Here is a 14,987-nt window from a genome sequence, read left to right as displayed (position 1 = left end):
GTCAGGATCCGGCGGGATCGATGAGGGTGCCGAGAGAGACCGCGTCGACGAGCCATCGGTCCCCGTCGAGAACCATCTCCATCGTGACCCGGGGTTGATCGATCTTGGAGCTGTCCTCCCCCACGCTGGTGATCTCCTGATCCACGAAGAGGAGGACGGCCACATGTTCCTCGTCGGTGACCTGCGGGGCGGCTGCGATGACCGTCCCCCGCGCGCTGGCCTGCAACTCGGTGATGATGGTGACGGCGTCTGCGCTGGCCTCCTGGAAGTTCTCCTGGAAGGTGTCCGTGCCGGCGTTGTCCACCCACTCGAAGTCGCTGTCCACCGTGCGGTAGTCGTAGGTGGTCATCTGTACCACCGCCGCTTCCGCAGCCACCTGGGCGTCACGGCCCGCGTCGATGAGGCTCTGGTTCTTCTCGCGCTCGTGGTTGACCAGGACGAGGGTCCCCGCAGTCGCGAGGAACGCCAGGACGAGGACGGAGATGACCGAGGTTGTCCGCTTCGGCGCCCTCATCGGACCGGACCCGGGGCGTGGGCGGCACCGCGCTGAAGAGTGGAGAACGAGGCCGAACAGGACCCGTCGGAGTCGAGTCGGGTGCGTGTGGGGTCCCGGCGGTCGCGGCGCGTCGTGTCGTAGCGGCAGCGCGGATCCTGATCCAAGATGACCTCGAGTTGCAGCTTGTTGTCCCAGATGGCGTCACCCAGTGTCCCCAGACCGGGGCTGTAGGACTGGAGAAGCGCCCGCAGGTGCGGGTCGCGGGCCACGAAGATGTCGGTGAGGCTGACCCCGGTGGAGAGGAAGTCGGGAAGCACCTCCCGGGCATCGCGTACCAACGTGTTCATCTGGTCGAGTTGGGCCGGTGTGCGTTTGATCTGTGCCTCCAACTCGGGGTCGTAGCCCTTCAGGAATCGCGCCAGGCTCGACGCGGTGTCGGCCAGGTCCTCCAACTCGGCGCGCTTGTCCGGGACGATATCCAGCGCCTTCTCACCGTTGACCAGCAGGCGTTCGGTCTGCGGCCACACGCGATCCAGTTCGGCCAGGATCGCGTCCCCCTGATCGACCAGCAGACCCAGGTCGTCACCGGTCCCGGAGAGTCCGGTGCTCAACTCCAGGAGCAGGGTCCGTAGCTGTTGGTCGTCGATCTGCCGAAGCACCTTGTTGATGGCGACCACGGTGGACCCGAGGCTCTTGGGGAGATCGGTGGCGTCGGCGGCCACGACACTCCCGTCGCGCAGATAGGGCCCGTCGGTCGACGCGGGTTGGAAGTCGAGGTACTGCTCCCCCGCCGGTGACAGGCTGCGGACCTGGGCCCGTGAACTGCTGGGCACGTCCAGCTCGGTCGTCAACGACACCGTCGCCTCGACCCCGCCGGTGCCGACGATGATGTCGGTGACCTTGCCGATCTTGGTCCCTCGATAGGTGACGGCGGAGCCTTCGAAGAGACCGCCCGCGTTGCGCAACTCGACGGTGACCCGGTCGGGCCGTGAGGTCAGCGACTGATCCAGGACGGCGGAGTACAGGTAGGACAATCCGCCCAGGAAGACGAGCAACACACCCAAGGCGCTGAGGTAGAGCCGGTTCGAGAGGATCGCTGTCAGGCGCTTCATGGGGTTTCCTTCAGGAGGCCCTGGAGTCCGAGCAGGTCGGGAAGTTCCGAGACCACCGGAAGCCCGAGGGAGTTCAGTAGCTCGCCGAGATCGGGAAGGCTGAGTTGGTCCAGCCGTAGGGACAGCTTCATGGCGGCGAAGTCTCCTGGCGCGATCTCGTCAACGGTGTCGCCCAACGCGATGAGCTGGCGCAGCGAAGGTGCGTACGCCGCACGGTTGCGGGTGAACTCCGCGAGCACCGGGCGAGCCTGATCGGCGATGGAGAGGAGCTGCTGTCGAGTCGCCCGCACCGTACGGTCGGCCTGCCGGGAGAACTTCTCGAGCTCACCCAGGAGATCGGTGAGACCAGGGGTGTTCACCCGCAGCACCTTCGCGGCCGGTTCGATCTCCACGAGGGCCCGGTTGATGATGTTCTCCCTCTTCTGCAGGGTGGTGGCCACCGACGACAGGGCTCGTAACGTGGCGTCGACATCTGCCGTGGTCGCGTTGGCCTCGGTGAGGAAGTCGGCCGATCCCTCGAGCAGCGACCGCACGGTCGCCTCCCGGCCGCCCAGGACGGTGTTGAGCTCCTCGGTGACGGTCTGGAGTTGGTCGAGTCCGCCGCCGTTGATGAGCAGCGACGCCTGGGCGAGGGTGTCCTCGATGGTGGGCGCCGTGCTGGTGTCGGCCAGTTCCAGGAGCGACCCGTCGGTCAGCACCGGTCCGCGCTCGGGGTTGGTGACATCGACGAAGAGTTCGCCCAGCGGGGTGGTGTATCGCAGTCGGGCGGTCGCGCCCTCACGCAGTTCTGCGTCCTGCTGGACCAGCATCTCCGCCTGGGCGGCGAAGTCGTCGACGCGGACCTCCTGCACCTTTCCGCTGGTGACGCCGTTGATCTTCACCGTGGCGCCCTGCGCGAGGTTGAGCGCCTCGGCGAACTCCGCTCGGACCACGATGGTCTCCCCGGAGACCCCCGTGCCGGGTAGGGGGACATCACCCAAGGTGGTGCTGCAACCGGCGATGACCATGAGCAGCGGCGCCGTCAGGAGGGTTCCTGACCAGCGTCGGATCGAGGCGCTCATCGGTTGCCTCCCTGGGGTTGGGGTGTGGGGTCGGTGCCGTTGAGCAGGTCACAGACGGGAAGTCCGGACGTGGAGCACATCTCGAGCAACTGCGCGCCCAGAGGGACGAGCACCGAGCCGGGCACCCGGACCGCGACCCGACCGTTGTCCTGTCGGGTGCGCTCGAGGTTCTGGAGCGCCAACGGGAAGACCTCCAGGATCTCGGCCAGTTGCCGCTGCTTGCGCAGCACCGTCTTCATCAGCTTCGAGGTTCCCTCGACGTTCTCGATGAGATCCGTGCGGTTGTCGACGGCGAACTGCGCGATGGTCGTGACGGCGCGATCCAGGGCCCTCAGTGCGGTGCGGAAGTTCTCCTTCTCCTCGTCCAACTGTCGACTGGCCCGGCTGACCTGGTCGATGAACGTCCGGGCGGTCTTCTCGTTCTGCGCCACGGTGCCCACGAGTTCGTCGAGCGCGATCAGCGCTGCCGTGGCGTCCGGCTGTTGTCCTGCAGCGGAGTTGACCGCGCGGGAGAGCGAGTCGAGGGTGTCGTTGAACTGCTGACCGGTGCCCTCGAGTGCCGAGGAGCCGCTCTCGATGAATCGGCGTACGGCGTTGGTGGTCTTCTTGGATCCGGCGATCCCGGTGGCGAAGGAGTTCAACGACTCCAGCACCTGATCGAAGTCCACCGGCGTGCGGGTGCGACTCAGTGCGATCTCGCCGCCGTCCTCGATTCGCTCCCCGCCGGCGTACACGGGGGTGAGTTCGACGTACCGGTCGGTGGCCACCGAACGGGAGACGACCACTGCTCCGGCATCGCGGGGTACGTCGTAGTCACCGTCGACCTCCAGGGTCACCTTGACGCGGTCCCCTTCGGGGTCGATGTCGGTGACGCGTCCCACCGTGACGCCGAGGATGCCCACGTCGTTCCCGGTGAAGAGACCGGCCGAGTCGGAGAAGTAGGCGGTGATGGTCATGACGTTCGCGCCGGGGAGGCTGGCGCAGCCCGGGAGCACGGCCAGAGCGAGCGCAAGGAAGGTGGCGCGGAGCGGCGTGATCATGGGCAGTTCCCCTGTTGGCAGAGTTGTTCGTCGGTCGGCAGCACCGCGCCGCCGGTGTTGAGGTCGACGAAGGGGCCGTTGCCGGTCGCGTTGGCGACGTACCGGACGGCCGGGGCCATCGACTCCAGCACCCGCTCCAGCGACTTGTCCTGCCGGTTGAGAGCGTCCAGAGCCAGGTTCAGATCCTGCAGGGTCGGATTGAGGTCGGCCTTGGTCTCCTCGACGACCGAGGTGAGCGCCTGGGACAGCCCGGTGGTCTCGCTCAGCAGGGTTCGGATCGCCGCACGTCGGCTGGTGATCTCGTTGACCACCAGATTGGTCTGTTCCATGAGGGAGACGATGTCGGTGCTGCTGTCGTTGAGTTGGTCGGTCACCGACCGTGCCGCGCGAAGCAGGTCGCCGATCTCGCCGGAACGGCGGGACACCACCTCGGAGAGCCGACCGATGCCCTCCAGCGCGGGGCCGATGTCGTCACCGGAGGCTGCGAAGGTCTCGCTCATGGCGGTCAGGGCCTCGGCGAGAACGACCGGATCGAGCTGGTCGAGTTTGGCGGTTCCCTCCTCGATGATGTCCTGCAGGTTGAAGGGGACGCTCGTGTGAGTCAGGGGGATCTGGTCCTTCGCCAACGACCCGGAGCCCTGGGGGTCCACCTGCAGGTAGTGGGTACCCAGCAGCGTGGCCACCTTCACCGCCGCGGTGCTGTCCTGCCCGAGATCGATCGCCTCGTCGAGGACGAAGGTGACCAGTACGGCCTCGTCCTGCAGTTCGATGCCGGTGACCTTCCCCGAGGAGACTCCGTGCACCTGCACGTCCTCGCTGGCCCGTAGCCCGGCGGTGTGTTGCAGCACCGCGGTGTACTCGCGGGTGCCGAAGGAGGCCACGCTAAGCGCGACGATCCCCACTGCCCCGAGCAGGCCGACGAGCCCGGCGATCAGGCCGATCCGGAAGGGATCGCGCTGGGAGAGGGGTTTCATCGGCACACCTCGGAGTAGGGGCCGTTTCCGGTCGGGGCGAGGTCGAGCTGTCCCAGGGACAGGTTCAGTGAGCACACGTAGACGTTGAGCGCGTTCTCGTACGACGTGGCTCGGCCCAGCGATTCGAACGTCGAGCCGAACGAGGCCAAGGCCTCGTTGAGCAGGGCACGGGTGTCGGCCAGCATCGCGGCCACCGTGCGGAACTCTTTCACGGTGGCCACCGCTGGTTCCTTGATGTCGCGCAGGAGACCGGCCGTGGACCCCACCAATTGACTGACCGCATCGATCGAGGAGCCGATCTGAGCGCGGTCCTGGGCCAGGCCGGTCATCAACCGACGCAACTCCACGATGGTCGAGCTCAACTCGGTCCCCTGGCCGTTGAGGTTGGTCAGCACCGGGGTGAGGTTCGTGAGCACATCGCCGATGAGCGCATCACGATCAGCGATGAAGGTCGTGAGCCGGGCCGTCTGCTGGAGCAGGGTCTCGACGGTTCCGCCTTCGCCCTGCAGCACCTTGACCAGCGAGGTCGCGAGGTCGTTGACGTCGGAGGGTTGGAGCACCTGGAACAGGGGCCGGAATCCGTTGAGAAGTTCGGTCAGATCGAAGCCAGGACTGGTCATCGTCATCGGGATGGTGGTCCCGGCCGGGAGGTCCGCGCCTCGATCAGGACCCTGGACCAGCGCGAGATAGCGCTGGCCGAGGAGGTTCTGGTAACGCATCACCACCGCGGTGGTGTCGAGGATCGGCTGGTCGACCGCCAGTTCGAAGCCGACCTGCGCGCCGTCGGTTGTGACGTCGATCGAGGAAACCCGACCCACTCGCACCCCGGCAACCTTGACGTCGTCGCCGGTGCGCAGCCCGCTGACGTCCTCGAAGTCGGCCAGGAAGTCCCGCGACTCCTCCCCCAGTCCGTTCAACATGGTGTTGACCAGCAACACGAGAAGTACCGCGCTGAGAGCGGCAAAGGCACTGAACTTGATGACGATGGATCGCAGACCGACCATCAGCGTCCTCCCTGGGTGACCAGACGGGTCATGCTGACGTCGGCCAGCGACCGCGACCGGGCTTGTGGGTTCCCCGAGCCGTAGTCGGGCCGGTCGGCCCGGGTGTAGAAGGGCGGGGCCGTCAGCCGGATGACCCCGTCGGTCTCGACGAAGCCCTCGGTGACGGCGCCCGGGACGATCTTTCCCAGCCGGGTGTTGGTCGCGATGGAACCGCCGATCGCGATCCTGCGGTTGTCGTAGATCGCGTCCAGCATGATGCTCCCGTTGTTCAGGGTCTGCACGAGGGCAGCGGTGTTCTCGTCCAGGAACCGCCGGGAGTTGGTGGTCAGGGTGGACCCGCCGCTGATGATCGCCGCGATCGCGGCCCGTTGGGTCACCACGGTGTCGAGGGTGACCAGACCGTCCTTGGTGGCTTGGAGAAGATCCGGGGCGATGCGTTCGACCACCGCCATGTTCTGGGCCAGCTTCCGCAGGTCGGTGCGCACCAGGCCCAGTCGTGGCGTGATCCGACCGAGGTACCGGTCGGCGGTGTCGATGACCCGCCCGATCTGCTCACCACGACCGTCCAGGGCCAGTGCCGCGGAGCCGAGAGCGGCGGACAACTCGGCAGGACCCAGAGCGGTGACGAGGCGGTCGATGTCGTCGAGCGCCTGCTGCAACTCCAGCGTGTCTTGAGTGGTGTCCGCGGGGATCTCCATACCCTGCACCAGGGCCGTCCCGGAGGGTTTGCCGTAGACGATGAGGTCGACATACGTCGTGCCGAACACCGTGGCGGGGAGGATTCGCGCCACGACGTTGTCCGGAACGGTCGCGAGGTCCTCGGGGGGGACGCGGAGGTCGATGGCGACCCCACCGTCCGGTCCCCGGTCGATGTCGCTGACGCGACCGATGATCACCCCGGCGAGCTTGACGTCGGAGCCGTTGACCAGGGAGCCGCCGGCGTTGCGCAGTTGCGCGGTGACCGTGGGGTCGCTGCCGATGGCCCCTTGGCTGCGCAGGAACGCCAAGGTCAGGGCGAGGGCGATCACGACGATGACGCCGACACCGCGGACGGCCAGTTCGTGGCGTCGCAGCTCACGGCGCGGAGAGTTCTTCGACATGGCCGCTACCCCGCTATCCGGAAGCCGGGGTCGCCGCCCCAGAAGATCAGGGTGAGGATCATGTCCACGATGATCACCACGACGATGCTGGCCCGGATGGCGGCACCGGTCGCCTCCCCCACCGCTTGGGGGCCGCCGGAGACCTTGCTGCCGTACCAGCAGTGGATCAGGGTCACCAGGAGGGCGAAGATGAGGATCTTCACCACCGAGAGCGCCACGTCACGACCCTGGATGAAGGTGGAGAAGTAGTGGTCGTACTGACCCGATGACTGCCCGAACAGCACCACCACTGAGACCTGCGAGGCGACGTACGAGCCGATCAGGCCGACGGTGTACAGCGGGAGGATGGCGATCATCGTGGCGATCAGGCGGGTGCTGACGAGGTAGCGCATGGGCTGGACGGCCATCACCTCGAGGGCGTCGACCTCCTCATGGATCTTCATCGAGCCGAGTTGCGCGGTGAACCGACACCCGACCTGGGAGGCCAGCGCGAGCGCCGCGATGATGGGGGCCAGTTCGCGGGTGTTGGCGCTGGCGGAGATGAAGCCGGTCAGCGGGGCCAGGCCCACCAGCTCGAGCCCGTTGAAACCCTCGATACCCAGCGATGTGCCGGCCGCGATGGACAGCAACACCATCACCCCGACGGTCCCACCGCCAACCACGATGGCGCCACTGCCCCAGGCGATGTCCTTGAGTTGCCGCAGCATCTCGGCCGGGTAGAGACGCAGGGTGCTCGGGATGGAGCCGATCGCCTTGGCGCTGAACGAGACGAAGTCACCCAGGGTCGCGAGGGCCCCCATCACCCCGTCGGCCGATCGCACGGCCGCGTTGCCCACGCGGCTGGCCATCAGGCCACCCCGGCCGGGACCAGCATGACGTAGATCTGGGTGATCGCCACGTTGGCGACCGCCAACAGGATCACGCTGAGGACGACGGCCTGGTTGACCGCGTCCGCGACCCCCTTGGGTCCGCCGTTGGCGCTCAGGCCCTTGTGGGCGGCCACGATGGTGGCGATGAAGCCGAACACCAGCGCCTTGAACTCAGCGAGGAACAGGTCGGTGGGCTGACTGAATCCGACGAAGGACTCGATGTAGGCGCCGGCCGAGATGGACCCGTTGCTGACGTTGAGGATGAAGGCGGTGACCATGGCCGTCATTGCCACCACGACGGTCAGGAGCAGCGAGACCACCAGGGCCGCCAGGACGCGAGGGGCGACGATGCGTTGGACGGGATTGATGCCCATCACCCGGAGCGCGTCGATTTCCTCGCGCACCTGCCGGGCGCCGATGTCGGAGGTGATGGCGGCACCCACGGCTCCGGCGATGATCAAGGAGGTCACCAGCGGCGCGCCCTGGCGCAGCACCCCGATCCCGTTGACCGCCCCACTGAAGGAGGTGGCGCCCACCTGACCGGCCACCGCCCCGATCTGCACCGAGGTGATCACGCCGAAGGGGATGGCCACCAGGATCGCGGGGACCAGCGAGACGCGGGTCATGAACCAGGCCTGGAGGAAGAACTCCGACCAGGAGAAGCGTCCACGGACGATGTCGGAACCGGCAGCCTGAAGTGACTCGACCGCCAGCGTCACCAGCTTCCCGGTGGTCACCACGCCGTCGTGGGTGCGCCCGGCCAGGGCACTCACGGCACTCATAGCGCCCACGTGAGGGCGCCGTTTCGCGGCGCGCCCGTTGCTGGACAGCGTTGTAGCCCCATGTGGTTCCCATGCTCGTGCGGTGTGTGACGTCCAGCACTTTACATACCTCTGACGCGGAGTAACAGGTATTGCCGACGTGCAACAGGATTACCGTCGTCGAATGTTCGCTGGTAGATGTTCGCGGGGGGCCATCCGGGGTCCGTGCCGGGGTCGGTGCAGTCCTGCCAGACCGATCAGCGCCGGGACCCGCCCTCGCTGCGGTCGCCACGGCTCCAAGAACTCGGCCATCTCCGCGTCGTCGAACGGCGCGCCGGTCAGTGCATACCCGACGTCCTTGGCCACGTGGTAGTCCCCGAAGGACACGGCGTCGGGATCCCCGAAGGCTCGTTGGCGCACCTCGGAACTGGTCCACACCCCGATGCCGGGCAGCGACCGCAGGCGGCGCTCCGCCTCCTCGCCGGGAAGAGTGATGGTCCGCTCCAACGATTCGGCCACCCGGGCCGCGGTGAGGATCGTGCGGGACCGAGAGTGGTCGATGTGCATCTGCAGCCAGGCCCACGAAGGGATGGTGCGCAGGGTCGCCGGATCGGGTTGGACGCGAAGTCGTTGCTCCGCACCGGGACCGGGTGCGACCTCCCCATAGCGCTGCACCAGCATCCGGAAGCCCGCGAAGGCCTCCTGCCCGGTGACTTTCTGCTCGATGATCGACGGCACGAGGGACTCCATCACCAGTCCACTGCGCCCGAGGCGGGCGTGAGGGTGTCGTCGCTGGGCTTCGATCAGCACCGGGTGGCGGGCCTCGAAGGCCGACCAGTCGTCGCTGGCTCCGAGGAGATCGGGGACCGCATCCAGCGCCCACTGCGCCCCGTCGCCCCAGGCGCGTGCGTGGACTTCGGCCAGCGAGTCCTTGGCGGTCACCGCGAGCGTTGCGGGGCCCGCCGGGGTCCGCATCCCCCGCCAGATCGTGTTCCCGTCGACCCGGAAGGTGGGGTCGCCGCCACCGCGCCGGTGCTGGCGAAGGACCGCCAGAGCGGGACACGGCCAATCCGGTCGCCAGATGCGTTCCTGGGATTCGACCATGCCCCCACCCTAGGAGTGGAACACGTTCTAGTGTGCTGTCATGACGCTCACCATCGACGACAACCGCCGGGTTCGCACCATCACCCTGGACCGCCCCGAGGCGTTGAACGCGTTCAACGAAGAGCTGTATGACGCGACGACCGATGCTCTGCGCGCGGCAGCCCTCGATCCGGAGGTGGCCGTCGTACTCCTGACGGGCAACGGGCGCGGCTTCAGCGCCGGCACGGACCTGCTGGAGATGCACGCTCGGGCGACCGACCCAGATTTCGTGCCGGGGCGCCATGGCTTCGTCGGATTGCTCGATGCGCTGGTGGACTTCCCCAAGCCGCTGATCTGCGCCGTCAACGGCGTCGGCCTGGGAATCGGGGCGACAATCCTGGGCTTCGCCGATCTCGCGTTCATGTCGAGCACCGCGAAGTTGAAGTGCCCGTTCACCTCGCTGGGAGTCGCGCCCGAGGCGGCCTCGTCGTACCTCTTCCCCCGCCTGGTGGGACACCAGAACGCCGCGTGGATGCTGCTGTCCGCCTCCTGGATCTCGGCTGCGGAGGCGCTCGAGATGGGCCTGGTGTGGAAGGTGTGCGAGCCCGAGGACCTTCTCCCTCAGGCTCGCGAGCACGCCGAACTGTTGGCCTCGCGGCCCATCTCCTCGCTGGTAGCGGTCAAACGCACCATGACCGAGCCGCTGCGCAACGAGATCCGCGCAGCCCGGGACCGGGAGAACGCGGCCTTCGCCGACCTGATGGGCGGGCCTGCGAACCTCGAGGCCCTCACGGCCTTCGCGGAGGGACGCGAACCCGACTTCACGTCGTTGCCATCGGATCAGTGACAGCGGAGGCCCTATAGTCGTTCATCTTGAGACGAATCTGTTTCATGACAATCTGACTCTGGAGACGAGCAACCATGAACAGCTCTCTAGGAAGCGCCGAGGCTCGACCCAAGGTGCGGCGCCCGCGACTGGATCACGAAACGGTCCTGCAGGCGGCCGAGGACCTGGTGGATCGCAGCGGGTACGACGCGTTGTCGATGACCATGCTGGCCGGGGAACTCGACACGCGGGTCTCCTCGCTCTACAACCATGTCGCGAACCTGCGCGACCTGCAGGCCGAGGTGCAGGTGCGAGCGATGCAGATGCTGTCCCGCCAGGTCTCTCATGCGGCCATGGGGCACGCCGGCGCGGACGGTCTGCGGGTGCTGAGTCGGTCCCTGCGCGACTTCGCGGGCCGCTACCCCCAGCGGTACTCCGCCCTGACCCGGCCCCCCATCGACCGTGACGGGTTCCTGCTCGCCGCCAGTGGGGTCATCGACGCCCTCGGGGTCATGGTCCGCTCCACGGGTCTGCCCGAGGAACGCACACTGGCCACCGGCATGGCGATCTTCTCTGCGCTGCACGGTTTCGTCTCCCTGGAGGCCAGCGGCTACTTCGGCGGTGTGGTCGACGACCTCGACACCATCTTCGAGCAGGTCGTGCGTGGCGCGGTGAACTCGGCGGTCCTGGAGGACAGCGATTTCTAAGACCCGTAGACAATGTGACCATGCATCTGTCCGACCTGGTCGCCACGTCTCAGACCGTCTCCCAGACCCGCTCGCGCAAGGCGAAGACGGAGGCGCTCGCCTCACTGTTGAGCCGGGTGGACCCCCAGGACCCTGAAGAGGTCCGGACCGTCGTGTCCTACCTCGCCGGGAGCCTGCGGCAGCGGCGTACGGGGTTGGGCATGCGTGGGGTCTCCTCGTTGCCCCCTCCCGCGGAGACTTCATCGTTGGGCGTCGTGGAGGTGCACGAGACCTTCGAGTCCATCTCCGCTCTGGCCGGTCCCGGTTCGCAGGCGGCGCGGGCCGACGCCGTAGCCGACTTGTTCGGGCGGGCGACGCAGATCGAGCAGACCTGGCTGCGAGGCCTGGTCACCGGCGAGGTCCGCCAGGGTGCGCTGGACTCGCTGGTCCAGGACGGGCTCGCCAAGGCGGGCGGGGTGCCGGTCACGGCGGTTCGTCGGGCCGCCATGTTGGCGGGTTCGACCGTCGCGATCGCCGTGGCCGCGCTCGCCGAGGGTGAGGACGGGTTGGCCCGGTTCGGGTTGAAAGTGGGCCGTCCCGTGCAACCGATGCTCGCCTCGAGTGCGCCGACGGTCGCCGAGGCGGTGGCCAAGATCCAGTCGGGTGACCCCGCGGTGCCGGTGGCCGTGGACACCAAGCTCGACGGGATCCGTATCCAGGTGCACCGCCACGGCGACGACGTGCAGATCGCGACCCGAAGCCTCGACGACATCACCTCACGGCTGCCGGGACTCGTGGAGTTCGCGCGATCGTTGTCGGCGGAGTCGTTCGTGCTGGACGGGGAGGCGCTCTCGGTGGACGACGAGGGTCGACCGCGCGCCTTCCAGGACACGGCCTCCAGCACGTCCCGGCACGACGGCGACGAGGCCACCCAGGCCGGGCTCGCGCCGTACTTCTTCGATCTGCTCCACCTCGACGGTCGCGACCTGCTCGACTCCCCCGGCTCGGAGCGCACAGCGGCCCTCGATGCCCTGATCCCGGAAGCGGCCCGGGTCCCCCGGCTGGTGACCGCGGACCCCGAGGCCGCCGAATCCTTCGCTCAGGAGGCCGTGGCAGCCGGGCACGAGGGTGTGGTGGTCAAGAGCCTGGACGCGACGTACGCCGCTGGCCGGCGAGGCTCGGGCTGGATCAAGGTCAAGCCCGTGCACACCCTGGATCTCGTGGTCCTCGCCGTCGAATGGGGATCCGGGCGCCGCAACGGCTGGCTCTCGAACATCCACCTCGGTGCCCGGGACCCGGACGGCGGGCTCGTCATGGTCGGCAAGACCTTCAAGGGGATGACCGACGAGACTCTGGCCTGGCAGACCGAACGCTTCACCGAACTGGCCACCGAGGGCACCGGGTCCTACGTCGTACCGGTGCGTCCCGAGCAGGTCGTCGAGATCGCCATCGACGGCGCCCAACGGTCCACCCGTTATCCGGGGGGCGTCGCGCTCCGGTTCGCCCGCGTCGTGCGCTATCGCGAGGACAAGGGCCCGGACGAGGCCGACACGATCGGCACCGTGCAATCGTTTCTGTAGGTCGTATCCGCCCGGTCATCACCGTGAGACCTTCCAGCGCGAGAGACCGCCGCCGATCTCATCCTGGGCAGTGATCCGCTCGCCGCAGCGACCGAGGTGCCATCCTACCGCTACCGCCGGTACACCCCGCTCTACCCATCGGGTGACCCACGCAACGGCCAGATCCGCCACAACGATGAGGTGTCATGAGCGTCAAGTCCGCGGAACTCACCCAGCACCGCTCCCGGTGGGCGTTTCTGCTCGATGGTCCACCCGTGCGCAAGCCGGTCTTCATTCCCGCGGTGCTGGGCGTGCTCGTGATGGCGGTGTGGGCCATCTGGGCTCCCGATCAGGCTGTGTCGGTTCTGGGGGACGGGGTTGCCTGGGTCGTGGACGCGTTTGGCTGGTTCTACATCGCCCTGACCACGACGGTGCTGGTGTTCGTGGTCTATCTGGCGCTGTCTCGTTACGGCTCGATCAAGTTGGGCCCGGACCATTCCAAGCCTCAGTTCTCCACCTTCGCGTGGACGTCCATGTTGTTCGCCGCCGGAATCGGCACCGATGTGATGTTCTTCGCCGTTGCCGAGCCGGTCAGTCAGTACATGACGCCGCCGACCGGGGTCGGGGAGACCACCGCGGCGGCACGTGAGGCCACCGTGTGGACCTTGTTCCACTACGGACTCTCCGGCTGGGGTTTGTACGCACTGATGGGGCTGGCTCTGGGCTACTTCACCTACAGACTCAACATGCCGCTGGCCGTACGCTCTGCGCTCTACCCAGTCTTCGGTCGCCGGATCGACGGCGGACTCGGGCACGCCGTCGACACCGCCGCGGTACTCGGCACCATCTTCGGGGTCGCCACCAGCCTGGGGATCGGGGTGGTGTTCCTGAACCAGGGCCTCAATGTGCTCTTCGACGTCCCCGTCGGGATCGGCGTACAGACAGCCCTGATCGTCTTGGCAGTAGTGATGGCGGCGATCTCGGCGACCACCGGTGTCGACAAGGGGATCCGGATCCTGTCCCAGCTCAACGTGATCCTGGCCCTGGCCCTCGCCGGCTGGGTGCTGGTCACCGGGCGTACCGGGTTCATCCTCAACGCGGTAGTGATGAACGTCGGCGACTACACCCAGACTTTCGCCAGCCGGACGACCGAGACCTTCGCGTTCAGCGATGCCACCGAGTGGATGTCGCTGTGGACGCTGTTCTTCTGGGCTTGGTGGATTGCCTGGGCATCCTTCGTCGGGCTCTTCTTGGCCCGGATCTCGCGGGGTCGCACGATCCGTCAGTTCGTGGCCGGGACGATGATCATCCCGTTCACGTACATCGTGATGTGGATCTCGATCTTCGGCAATGCTGCCCTCGACCGGATCCGGGGCGGGGACACCAGTTTTGCTGAATCCGCTACTGCTTCGCCGGAGGCAGGTTTCTACAGCCTGCTCCAGGACTATCCGCTCTCCGGCGTCGTGATCGCGGTCTCGTTCCTGGTCGGGCTGTTGTTCTACGTCACCTCGGCGGACTCGGGGGCTCTGGTGATGGCGAACCTGTCGTCCGAACTGCGTTCGGTCCAGGACGATGCCGCCCCGTGGATGCGCATCGTTTGGGCGGCTACGACGGGCTTGCTGACCATCGCGGCATTGGCTGCGGGCGGACTTTATGCATTGCAGAACGCCACCGTCATCTTCGGGCTGCCGTTCGCGTTCGTGATTCTGCTCGTGATGTGGGGGCTGTTCAAGGCGCTGCGCGTCGAGGGCAGAAGGGCCGACTCAGGCGCACACTCCCATCCCACCATGTTGTCGACACGCGGCGGAGCACACGAGGGCGAGGAACTGGGATCCTCGTGGAAGGGGCGGTTGGCTCGCGCGGTGAATTTCGTCGATGTGGCCGAGGCGACGTCGTACCTGGAGCAGGTGATCCAGCCCACCCTCACCGAGGTCGCGAACAGTCTCGGGGACGAGGGCGTACCGGCCGCAGTCACCTCGGGGACCGGGGCCCCGGATGAGGAAGGGGAGAATCAGAACCTGGCGTGGGTCCAGTTGGGCACCACCACCGATGACTCGTTTGTCTACCGGGTCCAGGTCAGAGAGTCGCCGGTGCCGACGTACGGCGGTCGGATGATCGGGTCGCGTGATCAGTACGGGCGACTCGAAGTCCACACCGCAGGAGGGGGCCAGGACTACGACGTGATGGGCTACTCCTCGGCTCAGGTCATCCACGACTGCTTGGATCAGTACGAGCGGCATCTGGAGTTCCTGCGCCTCGCCTGACTTCGCCCATCCCGAATCTCCCCTGTGAGGAGTTGTCGGAAGACTGCATCCGAGATGCGGCGCTGCAGTCGAGCGCCACGAAGCGACCCAGACCTGGGCACGGGTAGCAACTCCGAAGAATGTCCTGTCAGCGGCACTGACTATCGTTGAGC

At 67.1% G+C, this 14,987-nt stretch carries 14 protein-coding genes; 4 read left to right on the top strand and 10 right to left on the bottom strand.

Annotation, left to right across the window (positions count from 1 at the left end; all coding sequences use genetic code 11):
* Nucleotide 1: 1 nt before the first annotated feature.
* The 10 genes from ACYVLV_RS05155 to ACYVLV_RS05110 form a co-directional block, all read right to left on the bottom strand.
* Nucleotides 2-514 carry a hypothetical protein gene (locus ACYVLV_RS05155; protein WP_460808201.1) on the bottom strand — a complete coding sequence of 171 codons (513 nt, stop codon included), beginning with the start codon at nt 512-514 and terminating at the stop codon, nt 2-4.
* Complete coding sequence (locus ACYVLV_RS05150) at nt 511-1,608, bottom strand: MCE family protein (RefSeq protein ID WP_460808199.1); 1,098 nt, start codon at nt 1,606-1,608, stop codon at nt 511-513. Before ACYVLV_RS05150 ends, ACYVLV_RS05155 begins: the two co-directional genes overlap by 4 nt.
* Nucleotides 1,605-2,669 (bottom strand): MCE family protein, encoded by a 1,065-nt coding sequence (locus ACYVLV_RS05145; RefSeq protein WP_460808197.1) that lies wholly within the window; start codon nt 2,667-2,669, stop codon nt 1,605-1,607. Before ACYVLV_RS05145 ends, ACYVLV_RS05150 begins: the two co-directional genes overlap by 4 nt.
* Nucleotides 2,666-3,709 carry an MCE family protein gene (locus ACYVLV_RS05140; RefSeq protein WP_460808196.1) on the bottom strand — a complete coding sequence of 348 codons (1,044 nt, stop codon included), beginning with the start codon at nt 3,707-3,709 and terminating at the stop codon, nt 2,666-2,668. The genes ACYVLV_RS05145 and ACYVLV_RS05140 overlap by 4 nt, the downstream gene beginning before the upstream one ends.
* On the bottom strand, nt 3,706-4,683 hold the full coding sequence (locus ACYVLV_RS05135) for an MCE family protein (protein ID WP_460808194.1): 978 nt from the start codon (nt 4,681-4,683) through the stop codon (nt 3,706-3,708). Before ACYVLV_RS05135 ends, ACYVLV_RS05140 begins: the two co-directional genes overlap by 4 nt.
* Complete coding sequence (locus tag ACYVLV_RS05130; protein ID WP_460808193.1) at nt 4,680-5,687, bottom strand: MCE family protein; 1,008 nt, start codon at nt 5,685-5,687, stop codon at nt 4,680-4,682. The genes ACYVLV_RS05135 and ACYVLV_RS05130 overlap by 4 nt, the downstream gene beginning before the upstream one ends.
* Entirely contained in the window at nt 5,687-6,787 is a 1,101-nt protein-coding gene (locus tag ACYVLV_RS05125; RefSeq protein ID WP_460808191.1) for an MCE family protein, read from the bottom strand. The genes ACYVLV_RS05130 and ACYVLV_RS05125 overlap by 1 nt, the downstream gene beginning before the upstream one ends.
* A 5-nt stretch (nt 6,788-6,792) precedes the next feature.
* Nucleotides 6,793-7,635 carry an MlaE family ABC transporter permease gene (locus tag ACYVLV_RS05120; RefSeq protein ID WP_460808189.1) on the bottom strand — a complete coding sequence of 281 codons (843 nt, stop codon included), beginning with the start codon at nt 7,633-7,635 and terminating at the stop codon, nt 6,793-6,795.
* A complete protein-coding gene (locus ACYVLV_RS05115; RefSeq protein WP_460808188.1) occupies nt 7,635-8,438 on the bottom strand; it encodes an MlaE family ABC transporter permease in 804 nt (267 codons plus the stop codon). Before ACYVLV_RS05115 ends, ACYVLV_RS05120 begins: the two co-directional genes overlap by 1 nt.
* A 150-nt stretch (nt 8,439-8,588) precedes the next feature.
* Nucleotides 8,589-9,521: a DNA-3-methyladenine glycosylase family protein gene (locus tag ACYVLV_RS05110; protein WP_460808186.1), complete on the bottom strand. Its 933-nt coding sequence runs from the start codon at nt 9,519-9,521 to the stop codon at nt 8,589-8,591.
* Nucleotides 9,522-9,561: 40 nt separating this feature from the next.
* Between ACYVLV_RS05110 and ACYVLV_RS05105 the strand changes: the two genes are divergently transcribed.
* The 4 genes from ACYVLV_RS05105 to betT all read left to right on the top strand — a co-directional run bounded on the left by ACYVLV_RS05105 (nt 9,562) and on the right by betT (nt 14,835).
* Complete coding sequence (locus tag ACYVLV_RS05105; protein WP_460808184.1) at nt 9,562-10,347, top strand: enoyl-CoA hydratase/isomerase family protein; 786 nt, start codon at nt 9,562-9,564, stop codon at nt 10,345-10,347.
* 74 nt (nt 10,348-10,421) lie between these two features.
* On the top strand, nt 10,422-11,033 hold the full coding sequence (locus tag ACYVLV_RS05100; protein ID WP_460808183.1) for a TetR/AcrR family transcriptional regulator: 612 nt from the start codon (nt 10,422-10,424) through the stop codon (nt 11,031-11,033).
* 20 nt (nt 11,034-11,053) lie between these two features.
* Nucleotides 11,054-12,592, top strand: a complete 1,539-nt coding sequence (locus ACYVLV_RS05095) for an ATP-dependent DNA ligase (protein ID WP_460808182.1) — start codon at nt 11,054-11,056, stop codon at nt 12,590-12,592.
* A 185-nt stretch (nt 12,593-12,777) separates the two neighbouring features.
* Nucleotides 12,778-14,835 (top strand): choline BCCT transporter BetT, encoded by a 2,058-nt coding sequence (gene betT, locus ACYVLV_RS05090; protein WP_460808181.1) that lies wholly within the window; start codon nt 12,778-12,780, stop codon nt 14,833-14,835.
* The last annotated feature ends 152 nt before the right edge of the window (nt 14,836-14,987 follow it).

This window comes from Nocardioides salsibiostraticola, from assembly GCF_054783655.1.
The sequence above is the reverse complement of the archived record's forward strand: the minus strand, read 5'-3'. Positions and strand labels throughout refer to the sequence as shown.